Source organism: Ruegeria sp. BG7, assembly GCF_056535685.1.
In genome coordinates this window covers 376141-389706 of sequence record NZ_JBQFIU010000001.1, presented here as the reverse complement: position 1 = coordinate 389706, position 13566 = coordinate 376141, and the positions used below count along the sequence as shown (strand labels likewise).

General features: G+C 57.0%; 9 protein-coding genes. 3 read left to right on the top strand and 6 right to left on the bottom strand.

Translation table 11 applies throughout. The annotated features are described in order from the left end of the window. The first annotated feature begins 1 nt into the window (after position 1). Entirely contained in the window at positions 2-2611 is a 2610-nt protein-coding gene (gene mprF / locus ACR3EH_RS01920) for a bifunctional lysylphosphatidylglycerol flippase/synthetase MprF (RefSeq protein ID WP_171182842.1), read from the top strand. A gap of 2 nt (positions 2612-2613) precedes the next feature. Here the strand turns inward: mprF and ACR3EH_RS01915 are convergent, their stop codons facing one another. From ACR3EH_RS01915 to ACR3EH_RS01900, 4 genes are all read right to left on the bottom strand, one after another. Continuing rightward, positions 2614-4164: an efflux transporter outer membrane subunit gene (locus ACR3EH_RS01915; RefSeq protein WP_253762014.1), complete on the bottom strand. Its 1551-nt coding sequence runs from the start codon at positions 4162-4164 to the stop codon at positions 2614-2616. An 11-nt stretch (positions 4165-4175) separates the two neighbouring features. Beyond that, the gene (locus ACR3EH_RS01910; protein ID WP_171182846.1) at positions 4176-5321 is read right to left on the bottom strand and encodes an HlyD family secretion protein; all 1146 of its coding nucleotides are present in this window, start codon (positions 5319-5321) and stop codon (positions 4176-4178) included. Between the two features lie 21 nt (positions 5322-5342). Then, a complete protein-coding gene (locus tag ACR3EH_RS01905; RefSeq protein WP_171182848.1) occupies positions 5343-5705 on the bottom strand; it encodes a DUF3302 domain-containing protein in 363 nt (120 codons plus the stop codon). A 205-nt stretch (positions 5706-5910) separates the two neighbouring features. After that, on the bottom strand, positions 5911-6672 hold the full coding sequence (locus ACR3EH_RS01900) for a DeoR/GlpR family DNA-binding transcription regulator (RefSeq protein WP_171182849.1): 762 nt from the start codon (positions 6670-6672) through the stop codon (positions 5911-5913). 179 nt (positions 6673-6851) lie between these two features. On the opposite strand from ACR3EH_RS01900, the gene glpD reads away from it, so the two are divergent. Both glpD and ACR3EH_RS01890 read left to right on the top strand, forming a co-directional pair. Next, positions 6852-8429 (top strand): glycerol-3-phosphate dehydrogenase, encoded by a 1578-nt coding sequence (glpD, locus tag ACR3EH_RS01895; RefSeq protein ID WP_171646849.1) that lies wholly within the window; start codon positions 6852-6854, stop codon positions 8427-8429. A gap of 197 nt (positions 8430-8626) precedes the next feature. Further along, positions 8627-9172 (top strand): DUF2087 domain-containing protein, encoded by a 546-nt coding sequence (locus tag ACR3EH_RS01890; protein WP_171182852.1) that lies wholly within the window; start codon positions 8627-8629, stop codon positions 9170-9172. A gap of 36 nt (positions 9173-9208) precedes the next feature. Here the strand turns inward: ACR3EH_RS01890 and ACR3EH_RS01885 are convergent, their stop codons facing one another. Together ACR3EH_RS01885 and ACR3EH_RS01880 are read right to left on the bottom strand one after the other, a co-directional pair. Continuing rightward, entirely contained in the window at positions 9209-12346 is a 3138-nt protein-coding gene (locus ACR3EH_RS01885; protein ID WP_171089568.1) for an efflux RND transporter permease subunit, read from the bottom strand. Positions 12347-12349: 3 nt separating this feature from the next. After that, a complete protein-coding gene (locus tag ACR3EH_RS01880; RefSeq protein ID WP_171182854.1) occupies positions 12350-13507 on the bottom strand; it encodes an efflux RND transporter periplasmic adaptor subunit in 1158 nt (385 codons plus the stop codon). Between the last annotated feature and the right edge of the window lie 59 nt (positions 13508-13566).

Below are 13566 nucleotides of genomic sequence, written 5' to 3'. Positions count from 1 at the left end.
CATGACCACTTCGCAGAAATCTGACGAACCGCTCGCCTTGCAATGGGCAGAACGTATTACGGCAATTCTGGAGAAGCCCTGGCTGCGCATCGCTATACCCATTGTCGTAACGGGCATTGCACTGACGGTTTTGCACGAGTTGTCGGCCCATGTGAAATGGTCGGATGTGCAGAACGACATTTCGGCGACGTCTTGGAAACTGATGTTCATTGCGCTGTGCTGGACGGCGTTCAGTTTCTTTTCCTTGTCACTTTACGACGTGTTCGCTGTGCAGAGCGTGGCTGATGGCAAAGTACCCTTGCCGGTGGCCGGAATGGCAGGAGCCAGCGGTTATGCTGTATCAAATTGCCTCGGTTTCTCTTACATCACCGGAACCGCGATCCGGTATCGGATCTATGCATCGCTTGGTCTGGATCTGGGGCGCGTGGCCGGGGTGATTGCGACCTCTTGGGTGGCGTTCTGGATGGGTCTGGTTCTGATAGTGGGTCTGTTGTTGACCTTTCATCCCGACGGCATCTCGAAGGTGGTACCGGTCAGCGCAACAGTGGAAACCGCCATCGGGCTGTGTCTGCTGGGTGGGCTGCTTGTCCTCTTCATCTGGTTGTCCACCGGTGGACGGCGGTTTTCATTGGCCGGTGTGGGGTTCAACCTGCCGGGCGGAAAACTTGCTAGCCTTCTGACGCTGGCCGCGATTGGCGATCTGTTCGGCGCATCCATGGTGTTGTATGTCCTGATGCCGGACGATCTGGGCGTTGGCTACCCGTATTTCTTCACGATTTTTATTGCCGCTATCGCTGTAGGTATCCTCAGCCACGCACCGGGTGGGATTGGCGTGTTCGAAGCGACACTGATTGCCGGGCTAGGGGCATCGGGACGATCCGACGTTATTGCCGCGCTGTTGTTGTATCGTGTGGTTTATACTTTTCTGCCATTCACAATTGCCAGCCTGTCGATTGCTGTGGCGTCGGCACTGACACAACGCCGCCGGATCAGCGGGGCTGCAACCTGGGTGTACCGCGCGATCCGGCCAATGGTGCCGATTGTTGCGGCCGGTGTGGCAGCGGTGGCCGGGGTGATCCTGCTGGTGTCAGGGGCGCTGCCTGCTGGGTCACAGAACCTTGGCGTTTTGAAGGATGTTTTGCCGCTGTCCTTTGTTGAAGCCTCGCATCTGGTAGGCAGCGCCATTGGTGTTCTGCTTTTACTGGTTTCGCGCGGCTTGTTCCGCAAGCTTTACCGCGCTTGGGTGGTGGCGATGTTGTTGATGGCGGCAGGCTTCTTCGCGTCTCTCGCCAAGGGTTTGGACACGCACGAAGCGGTGTCGATGTTGGGGACGATAGGTGTTTTGGGCCTGTTCCGTGGAGCGTTTTACAGGGTCAGCGGCGCTTCGATTTTCCGTCTGAACATCCCATGGCTGATAAGCGTTGTTGTGTTGCTGGCGGTCATTTTCTGGATTGGGCTATTTGCTTATTCCCACGTCGAATACCAAAACGCTTTGTGGTGGGAGTTTGCCTGGAATGGCGACGCTTCGAGGTTTTTACGCTCGAGCCTTGTTGTGGCTGTGATCGTCGGCGTTGTGGCCGTGAACTCTCTGTTCGGGCGCGAAATTCCAACACCACAACGCACCGAAATCCCCGAGGTTGTCGAACGGTTGGTGATGGAGAGCGAGGATACCGAGTCCCAGATCTCGCTGACCGGCGACAAGCAGTTTCTGATTTCACCGGATAAAACGGCCTTCATTGCTTATGCCGATACGGGCAACGCGGTGATCTCAAAAGGGGAGCCAGTAGGGGACGAGGTCGCAGGCCGCCAATTGATCTGGCAGCTTCGGGAAATGGCGGATCGTGAAGGAAAGCTGTGTGCGTTCTACAGTGTATCGACCAAATATCTGCCAACCTTTCTGGACCTGGGTCTGTCGATCCTGAAAATAGGTGAGGTCGCGCGCGTGCCGTTGCAAGATTTTTCGCTGGACGGAAAGTCGCGCAAGCGGTTCCGGCAGGCCAAGAACAGGGCCGAGCGGGAAGGCTATGTGTTTGAGATTATCCCAAAGGAAAAACTGGCACCGGTATTGCCAGAATTGCGCGAGATTTCAGATCATTGGCTCGAGCAAAAGGCCGGTGCCGAAAAAGGATTTGCGCTTGGGGGCTTTGACGATCAGTACCTGTCTTATTTCGACCATGCGGTATTGCGCGACGGAAACACAGGTAAGATCAAGGCGTTCGCCAACCTGTTCCAAGGCGGCAACAAATCCGAACTGTCGCTGGACCTGATGCGCTATGAGCCTGACAGCCCCAGCTTTGTCATGGACGCTTTGTTTGCAGAGATGATGGTGTGGGGCTCGGAACAGGGCTTTCACTGGTTCTCGCTGGGGGCTGCGCCGTTTTCAGGCATAGAAAACCGGCAACATGCCTCGCTCTGGAACCGGATCGGAGGGTTCGTTTATGAGCACGGCGAACAGTTTTATCATTTCGAAGGCTTGCGCAGCTTCAAGCAGAAATTTGACCCGGAATGGAGCCCGAATTATCTGGCCAGCCCCGGCGGGTTGGCCGCGCCGCGTATCCTTTATGAGGTCAATATCCTGATCTCAGGCGGGCTGCGCGGTCTGACAAAGTAGGATCAGTTCAGGCTGGCACCGGTTGGGGTTTTCTGCAGCAGATCCCCCCAATCGGTGCGATAGGCCATCTCGGCCAACACGGTCTCGGGCAGAAACTCCTGATTTTGACGGATCTGCCAACCGCCGCCTAAACCTTTGTACACCGCGACCAGATTGCTGGACACTTGCTGGCGCGCTTCGATCAGATTGGCTTGCGAGCGCAGAAGGGCGGTTTGCGTGTTCAGAATACGCGAATAGCTGGCAATGCCGTCCGTGTACTGGCTGACCGCAATCTCAGCCGCCTTGCGCGAGGCGTCGACGCTTTGCTGATAGAATCCAACCTGTTTACGTGCCTGAGTATAAGCGACCATGGCGCTTTCAACCTCGGAATACGCGGTTAAAACGGTGTTCTGGTAATTGGAGATCAGCGCTTGATAGGCGGCATCCTGTGCGCGGACATTGTTCTTGATGCGGCCATAGTTCAGCACGTTCCAGACCACGCCAGCGCTGGCCAGACCGGTGGTGCTGTTGCCGCTGAACAGGTCGCGTCCGCCCGAAGCCTGTAGGCCAATCGAGCCGGACAGCACGAATTGTGGATACAGATCCGCCATCGCGATGCCCACCTGCGCCGATTGCGTCGCAGCAGCCAGTTCCGCGGCCCGCACATCCGGGCGGCGGCGCAGAAGTTCGGCGGGTACACCCACAGCCACATTTGTCCGCGCGGACGGGATGCGGCCCGAGTTCCCCAACAAGCTGGTCATCCGGGACGGCGTGACACCCAGCAGCACGGCCAGGGCATTCTTGGTTTGTTGCAGGTCACTTTCCAGCTCGGGCACCAAAGCTTTGGTGTTGTTGAGAAGTGCGGTAGACTCCTGCACGTCCAACTCGGTGGTGACACCGTTGTTGAAACGCAATTGGGTCAGGTCCGCAGAGTCTTGCTGCAACTTGATGTTTTCGCGGGCGACCGCCAAAGATTCCTGTAACGCGCGGATATTGACGTACAAAGCAGCCACATCCCCGGTCAGTGTCACCAACGCGTCGTCGTAATTGGCCACCTGAAGTGCCAGATTAGACCGCGCGGCCTGCACCCCGCGCCGCTGTGCGCCCCAGACGTCCAGCTCCCACTGGGCATCGAAGCCGACTTGCGAGGTCGAGAATTCGGTATCCAGCGGAATGATGCGGTTGATATCGGCAATGGGTCCAAGATTGTCGCTGATCTGCCGTCGCTGCAACGACCCGCCAATGGCTTGGGATTGCGGGTAAAGCTCACCAAATGCGATGCCCAACTGTGCACGGGCCTGCAACACGCGTGCCCCCGCGACCTGAAGGGTCAGGTTTTGCGCGTAAGCTTCTGCAATCAGCCTGTTGAGGGTGGGGTCATTGAACGTCTCCCACCATTTCACCACGGGTGCGCTGCGCGATGTCAGGCCGCTTTGGCCGGTGCTGGGGTTGTTCACTTCGATCCATTGCTTCACGACCGGAGAGTTCGGGCGCACGAAATCCGGTCCCACTGGTGCGCAAGCCACCAGAGTAGCAGCGCAAAGGGCAGTTCCCAGAAACCGGCGGAGTGTCATAGCGCGCATCCTCAGATATCCAGCGGTCGGATGAAGTTGGCGAAGGAATAGAGGCGGATGTTGATGCGCCTCAGGAATTCAAAGCTTTTTCCCATGCCCGTGTAAATTGCCACGGCAGCGTGGCCACCTGCGGGGAAAGTATGCCCTTCGGGCAAATCGACCGAGATCTGTACAGCGATCCGACCGGGCAGTTTGGGCAATTCAAAACCGGGCAGGCGCCCAGACGGGATGTACTGTCCTTGCCTTGTCGCCCACCAGATCGCCTCGACCTTGCCGGTCAGGATTTCGCCGGGGTAAAGGTCAAGCGCTACTTCAACCTCTTGCCCCGGCTCAACAAACTTCAGATTCTGCTGGCGGAATGTGGCAAGGAGATAGGGGTTGTCCTCGGTTACGAAACTGGCAATCGCGCCCAAACGAATATCACCAACGACAAGCCCAGGACGGGCCTGCTGCGAGACGATCATACCGTTTTCAGGGGCATAAATCGTTGTGTTTTCGAGGAAGTACTCAGCTTCGGAGAGCTGCGCCTGCGCCTGAAGAATGCCGGTGTTCACACCGTCGATCTGCGATTCCAGCGCCAGCTGTGCTTTGTTCAGATTGGCCTCGGCCTGTTTCACGCCGGCTTGATCTTCGGCGACTTGCTCGTTCCAACGGTCCAGCTCGTCCTGTCGTGCGCCACCTGCCGGGACCAGGTTTTCGTACCGGGCCTGTTCCGTTATGGCATAGGCCAGTTGTGCATTCGCCCGCTCAACAGCTTCGGTTTTGGCGATGACATCCTGTTCCAGAATTTTCGCGTTCTGCTCGGCCGCGACCAGTTGCGCCTTGGCATTGTCCACCGCCAGCGAAAACACTGTGTCATCGAAACGATACAGCGGGTCGCCCTTGGTCACTTGAGTGTTCGGCTCAACCAGCACCTCGGTCAAAATTGTGGGCTGCGTCAGTTTAGGTACGATCTGTATAGTTGAACGCACCACATGGCTGTCTGCCGAAAAAGGCTGAAAGAAGCGCAAAGCCACAAGAAAGATCAGCAGCAGGTGCGCACCCACCCAGAACGAGACGATGCCCCAGGCAATGTTGAATTTCAGCAATTCCAGCTTGAAGAAAATGAGCCAGACAAAAATGATGTAGAAAAGAGTGATGCCAAGGGCGACGAACATAGGTCTTGCTTTCCTTAGGTCTTAGCCTTGCTGGGTATCGTCTGTGTCCAGACGATCCTGATATTCCGGCTTTACCTTGCCGCCCAGACGTTTGATTTCATCGCGAATGGCGTCTTTCTCTTCGTCCGGACCACGGCGCATGTCGACGGTGACACCATCGTGGAAAGCCCACATAAAGGCGTGAACCCAAGGCACAACGGCCAGAAATCCCATCCATCCCATGATCTTGACAGCTTCTGCGTGCGGGTGATTGCGTTTGATCGCGATCCGTCCTGGAAGCCCCATCAGGAACAAGAAAACTGCCATCACTGCTGCAAGCAGCAGGATCAATGCTACAAATGTCAGGTAATCGTAATAGCCCAAAGGCTGGCCCAATAGTCCCATGTTGCCTCCTGCCGGGGTGCGGGTCCCGCTGGTTGTTTTCTGGGGATCGGTCGGCGTGTTTTGTAACCGGGCTTGGCAGAAAAACCTGACTCGGGTGCATCACCGCCCAGGCTCCCCATCCCTGCAATGATCACTTTGTGGCGATACTGTCAGGCCATTACCCGTCTGGCAAGAACAGGTCGGGAAAAGACACGGATAAATTACGTCAATCGGCAATGTGCAGCGCCGTATTCCAGTCTACGCATTTTTGACCAAGTTCGTGGGGCAGGTGCTTATCGGTATAGAAACTGTCGATCTCGCTGAGCGAGGCGATCCGAGCCGGAGCAGAGCGTTGGAATTTTGATTGATCAGCGACCAAACAGGTACGACGCGCCTGTGCGATAATGGTTTGGCTGACCTGAACCTCCTGAAAATCGAAATCCAAAAGATCACCGTCGCTATCTAGGGCCGAGCACCCGATAACGGCCAGATCGAACTTGAATTGCCGGATTGTCGATACAGTCAAATTTCCGATCAACCCGCCATCAGCCCGCCGAAGCACGCCACCGGCCATCACGATTTCGCAGTGCGGGTTTTCAATCAAGATGTTGGCGACATTCATATTGTTCGTCACGACCATCAGGTTCTTGTGGTTCAGCAATTGCCGTGCCACGGCCTCGGTCGATGTGCCGATATTCATGAAGATCGACGCCCCATCCGGAACGTCCTGGGCGCAGGCTTTGGCGATGCTGGTTTTGGCATCCGCATTCAGGGCACGGCGGTCTTCATAATCGATATTTGAGACGCCAGACCGCAAAACTGCGCCGCCGTGGACCCGGTCAAGCTTGCCCGCATCCGCAAGCTCCGTCAGATCGCGTCGGATCGTCTGAACAGTAACGCCAAATCGTTCGGCTAGCCCCTCAACGGTGACGCGCCCCTCAGAGCTGGCAATTTCCAGAATGTCGGATTGGCGAAAGGAAAGAGACATAGGGCGGGTCCAAGGTAATGCGTTCTTTCGTTTTTGTTCTTTTGGGTGAAATTGGCAAGAAGCGCTGCGTATTTTTCATATCAGCGTTGCAAAAAGAAAATAAACGAACATAAACATTGACCATACGAAGAACATTCTGGCTAATGCGCCTGATCATGCCTGGCGGGGAATCATTGGACATGCAGTCGACAGAAGACCAGATCACAGACCTTTTCATCATCGGCGGCGGCATCAATGGCTGCGGTATTGCCCGAGACGCCGCTGGACGGGGCCTTTCAGTGGCGCTGGCGGAAATGAACGATCTGGCATCGGCTACGTCTTCGGCCTCGACCAAGCTGTTTCACGGCGGGTTGCGGTATCTGGAATATTTTGAAATCCGTCTGGTGCGCGAAGCGCTGATCGAACGTGAAACCCTGCTGCGGGCCATGCCGCACATCAGCTGGCCGATGCGATTTGTGTTGCCATATCACAAAGATATGCGGTTCGATTCCGAGACACCGACATCGCGTTTGCTCAGCACGGTGATGCCGTGGATGCGGGGGCGGCGTCCGGCATGGCTGATCCGGTTGGGGTTGTTCTTGTACGATAATCTGGGTGGGCGCAAAATTTTGCCCGGAACCACGTCACTGAACCTGCGTACGGCCCCTGAAGGAAACCCTCTGCAGGACAAGTTCGAAACGGCCTATGAATATTCCGACTGTTGGATCGAAGATTCCCGTCTGGTGGTCCTGAATGCGCGGGATGCTGAGGCGCGCGGCGCACAGATCATGGTGCGGACCGAGGTGATCTCGGCCGAGCGTGTGGGAGATCTGTGGGAAGTGACCGTGCGGGACCGCGACAGCGATGAGACCCGTGTGATCAAGGCGAAAATGCTGATCAACGCGGGCGGTCCGTGGGTTGGCGACATCATCCAGACCAAGATCCGTGTGAACTCGCGCGAGGGTGTTCGGTTGGTACGCGGCAGCCATATCGTGACGCCCAAATTGTACGATCACGACAAGTGCTATTTCTTTCAGGGTGAAGATGGCCGCATCATCTTTGCCATTCCATATGAGCAGGATTTTACCCTGATTGGAACAACCGATCAGGATCATCCGGACCCTTCCACCAAGCCGGTTTGTACCGAGGCCGAGCAGGAGTATCTCTGCGCCTTCGCGTCGAAGTATTTCAAACGCGCCGTGACCCGCGATGATGTTGTTTGGACCTATTCCGGTGTGCGTCCTCTGTATGACGATGGGGCCAACAGCGCCACTGCAGCGACGCGTGATTATACGTTGAAGGTCGATGCGCAGGGTGGGGCACCCGTTTTGAACGTGTTTGGCGGTAAAATCACCACCTACCGCAGGCTTGCTGAAAGCGCGCTGGAGAAGGTGGCCGAGTTCTTTCCTAATCTGCCTGGTCCCTGGACAGCAGGTGTCGCTTTGCCCGGTGGAGACTTTCCAGTTGATGCCGTTGACACTCTAAAAAGCGACCTTCTTGCAAAGTATCCGTTCCTCACCGCCGCTTGGGCCGCACGCTTGATCCGCGCATACGGCACTGAGGCGCGTGATGTTCTAGCTGGTGCAAAACAGGCCACCGATCTGGGCGAAGACTTTGGCGCAACCTTGACTGCGCAAGAGGTCGCTTGGCTGATGGACAAGGAATATGCGCGCACCGCCGATGACATTGTATGGCGGCGCAACAAGCTGGGTCTTCGTCTGAACAAGGATCAGATAGCGCGGATCGATGAATGGATGGCTGAGCGTCGCGCCGCGTGACAGGGGTCGTAAGACCCTTGGCGGTGGACTCCTGTTGTGTTAGCCCTTGGAGACGGTCGGCAGACACCGAGGCGCCGCTGCTCTGGTTCAGAGTGCTAAACCTGCCTGTGAGACATAATTGACATCGCAACACTCAGGGCGTTGCTTCGTCAGGTCAGCGGCCAACGAATGCGCAGAACGCCCGATGTGGATGTGTGATGAGCAAAACGCCAGTCCCTTTACATATTGATGATCTGACCCCCTTCGTTCGGACCTTGTCCAACCAGCTAGGAGCCGCCAGCCCATCGCACCTGACGCTGATGAACATGGTCGCGCGTGCAGCCGGGTTTCAGAATGTGCAACATATGCGGGCCGATAGTGCCGCCAACCGCAGGCTGCAGAACCGGTCCGATCCACCAGCGCCGAATGCCCGGTTGGTTGAACGCACGCTTCATCTGTTCGACACAGAGGGCAGGTTGAGGCAGTGGCCTTCGAAGCGTTCGGTGCAAACCCTTTCGCTTTGGGCGCTCTGGGCTGCTGTACCGACAGGCAAGACTTTGCATGAGGCCAAGGTTAACGCGTGTCTCAATGCCGAGCATTGTTTTGACGATCCGGCAACTTTGCGCCGCACGATGATTTCCTGCGGGTTGCTGACGCGGCGCAAGGACGGATCAGAGTATCGCAGGGTCGAACAAGAACCACCCGTCGACGCAAAACAGGTGATCCACGACATCGCCAGACGACGGCGCGAAAGATCGCAATAAGAAAAAAGCCCCGCTGAACTGCGGGGCTTTTTTGGATCATGCGGCGGTTTCGGACGGGCCGGGATCGTTTTTACTGCCTTTCAACCACTCTCGCATGCTTTGCATCAACGCGTAGAGAACTGGCACCACGATGACACCCACCACGGTTGCAGCCAGCATGCCGCCAAAAACGGCAACACCAATCGCCTTTTGGCTGGCGGCACCCGCGCCGTTTGCAGCCAAAAGGGGAACAACACCCAGCAGGAATGACAAGGCTGTCATCATCACAGCCCGGAACCGCTGGAAAGCGGCCTCTGCCGCAGCATCTTTGATCGACAAGCCATTGGCACGTTGCTCCATCGCAAATTCAACGATCAGAATACCGTTTTTCGACGCAAGCCCCACAAGCATGATCATCCCGATCTGCGTGTAGAGGTTGATGTCGCTGCCAACGATCGCCACGGCTGCCACGGCCCCGAACAGGGCCACAACAACGGAAAGAAGGATCGAAACAGGCATCGTCCAGCTTTCGTATTGTCCGACCAGGAACAGGTATCCAAACAGGATCGCAAGCCCGAGGATGATGATCACCAAACTGCCCGAGGCCAGCTGTTGCTGCGCCGTGCCGGTCCATTCGAACGCATAGCCGGGGGGCAGGGCGGTTGCAGATTCTTCCGTCATCACCGTGATGGCGTCGCCACTGGACAGACCCGGTGCGGGCACTGCCGTTACCGTCGCCGAGCGGAACAGATTGTGGCGTTTCAGAAGAACCGGGCCAAGCACGTTTTCCACATCAATCAGCGTACCCAGCGGAACCATGTCGCCTTTTTGAGACCGGACATACAGGTTGGCAATGTCTTCGACATTGTCCCGATAAGTGCCGTCCGCCTGAATCATCACACGGTAAACGCGACCAAACAGGTTGAAGTCGTTGACATAGTAGGACCCCAACTGCGCCTGCATCGTCTGGAAAACCTCGGCCACTGAAACGTCCAGCGTCTTGGCTTTTTCTCGATCAAGATCGACAAAAAGCTGCGGAACGTTGGCGCGGAACGTGGTGTAGGCTTGCCCAATCTCGGGCCTCTGGTTCGCAGCGTATACGAATGACCCTACGGCCGAGGCCAGATCCTGCGGTGAGCCACCACCGGTCTGCTGTACCTCCATCTCGACACCCGCCGACATGCCCAGACCTTGAATGGGCGGCGGGTTGAAGGCCACGATTGAGGCGGCAGATTCGGCGTTGGCGATGGCAAGGACCTTGGCCAGGATTGCATCCGCGCTCAGGTCTTCTTCCTGCCGGTCCGCCCAGTTGTCGAGGTTCACAAAGATCGCGGCACCGTTGGTGATTGTGCCGTTCAAAAGCGAGAACCCGTTGACCAGAACTGTGCTGGCCACTCCGGGGATTTCTCGTATCTGATCGTCCAGACGCGCCGTCACGGTTTCCGTCCGTTCCAAAGTGGCGGCGTCCGGCAGCTGTACGTCAACAAAGAGATAGCCGTTATCTTCAAGTGGGATAAACCCGGCCGATGTGTTCGACATGATCGTCCCGGTGCCCAGACCAAGACCAACGACGACGGCCAGTGCGATGGCAGGGAAGACCAGCAGTTTGCGTACAATCGCGACATAGCCGTTTCGAACCGTGCCGATAAAGCCTTCGAACACAGCCAGCAGCCCCTTGGGCGGGCCCGAACGTTCCCGCAGAACCAGACCACACAGGGCAGGCGAAAGCGTCAGCGCGTTGATGGACGAAATCACAACTGCGGTCGAAATGGTGACGGCGAACTGCGAATACAGTCGTCCAGAGATGCCGGGCATAAAGGTCACCGGCACAAACACAGCCAACAAAACCAGCGTGGTTGCAATGACCGGGCCGGTGATTTGGCCCATCGCCTTGCGGGTTGCTTCGGCAGGAGGCAGCCCTTCGTCTGCGATGATACGCTCAACGTTTTCGACCACCACGATGGCGTCATCCACCACAATGCCTATGGCCAGCACCAGCGCAAACAGCGAAATCGTGTTCAGTGACATGCCGAAGGCCAGTAGGAACGCAAACGTCCCGATCAGTGACACCGGGATGGCGACCGCAGGGATGACCGTTGCGCGCCAACTGCCCAGAAATACAAACACAACCGAGATCACAAGGATGAAGGTCAGGATCAGGGTCGATACAACGTCGTTCAGAGATGCCTCGACAAAGTCGGTGGTGTTGAACGGCACTTCATATTCCACGTCTGTCGGGAACGCACGGGACAGGCGTTCCAACTCTGCCTGCACACGCTCGGACACCGCCAGCGCGTTTGCACCAGGCGCTTGGTAGATGCCGATCACCGTGGCCGGAACAGCCTGGAAATAGCCTGAGGCCGAATAGAATTGCGCCCCAAGTTCCGTCCGGGCGATGTCTTTGACGCGCACGATAGCGCCGTCAGCCCCGGTACGGATGACAATGTCCGCGAACTCATCCGCTGACGTCAGGCGACCCTTGGATTTGATTGTATATTGAAACGTTTGCCCTTCAGGCACCGGAGGAGAACCGATGGATCCCGCAGACACTTCGATGTTTTGCTCGCGGATCGCGTTGATGACGTCGCCGGGTGTGATGGACAGTGCTGCCATCTTGTCCGGGTCCATCCAGATCCGCATTGCGTATTCCAGGTTGGTCAGGACGTCCGCCTTACCCACGCCCTGCACACGCGCCAGCGCGTCACGCAGGTTGATTGAGGCATAGTTTGACAAAAACACGCTGTCATAGGTGCCGTTGGGCGAGGTCAGCGTGACCAGCATCAGCATGTTGGTCGACGATTTCTGCGTGACCACACCCGAAGACGTCACCTCGGTCGGCAACGACGACATCGCCTGCGCAACGCGGTTCTGAACGTTTACCGACGCGATATCAGGGTCGGTGCCGACCTCGAATGTGACGTTTAGCGAGTAAGATCCGTTGTCCGAAGACGTGGACGTCATATAGATCATGTCGTCCACACCATTGACCTGCGCTTCGATTGGTGCGGCGACGGTGTTTTCAACAGTTTCGGCGTTGGCGCCGGTATAGGTGGTTGTAACGCTGACCACCGGTGGCGTGATGTCTGGGAACTGCGCGACGGGCAGAACCATATAGCCGATGCCGCCCATGATGGTCAGCACCAACGAAATGACAAGCGCCAGCTTTGGCCGGCTGATGAACAGGGCTGAGAACATCAGTTATTCTCCCGGCTGCTCAGAGGCTACGACCGCGTCTACGGCCACGCCGGGGCGGACCCGCTGCAGGCCCTCGACAATCACACTTTCGCCTTCACGCAGCCCGTCGGTCACGATGATCGCAGTGCCAACCGTGTCACCGGTGGTGATATAGCGTTGCTCGACCATCTGTTGGTCATTGACCACCAGAACAAACTCACCCCGCTGATCGCGTTGCAACGCGGCCTGAGGCACCAGTACCTGCAAGGTGGGTTCCAGCGCTTCGATCTGAACGTTCACAAAGGCACCATCCAGGATCAGACGGGCGGTATTGTCGAATTGCGCCCGGACGGTGATAGCGCCAGTTAACGGATCGATGCGGTTGTCGACGAACACAATCCGGCCAACCTCATCCAACTCGGTACCATTGGGCAGAATGACATGCACATTGGGGCTCTGCGAGCTTTCCGCCAATGAGGCGGAACTTTCGCCGTAGGTTTGCAAAACCGACGTAAACAGCTTTTCGTTCAGTGAAAAGTTCACGTAGATCGGCGTTTCACTCACGATATTGACCAGCGGAGGGTTTGTCGGCCCCACAACGTCACCCACGCTGGTGGTGATGCTGCCGATACGCCCATCGAACGGTGCATGGATTTGCGTATAGCTCAGGTCCAGTTCAGCCTGCTGGATCGCTGCGTTTGCGGCTTTGACTTCGGCCTCAGCCACCAGTTCGTTGGCGCGGGCAATGTCGCGTTCCGATTCCGGTGTGGCGTCGCGCTTATACAGCTCTTCCTTCCGGGCCAGATCGACCTTGGCCAATTCAAGATTTGCTTCAGCCCGGTTCAGATCGGCCTTGCGGGCTTCAAGCGTGGCCTCATAGAGGTCGGGCTCAATCGTGAACAGAAGATCACCTTCCTTGACGGTTGCGCCATCCTCGACCTCGCGGCTGTTAAGAAACCCGTTCACTCGCGCAACAATATCGACGTTGTTGATCGCCTCGGCGCGTCCGATAAAGGTGGCTTCGTCGGTAATCTCTTCAGTGTAAGCTGCCGAAATCGACACTTTCGGAGGCGCGCTTTCTTCCTGGCCGGCGAGTGGAGACGCCAATCCCACAGACAACAGCACAATCGCTGCGGCCAATGGCCTGCTGGTCCGGGTGGAAGAAAAAAGTGCTGGGGACATGGCGAAAGCCTCGTGCGTGACGGTAAGAAATAATGCCGGGCACACCGCATTGGAGGCCC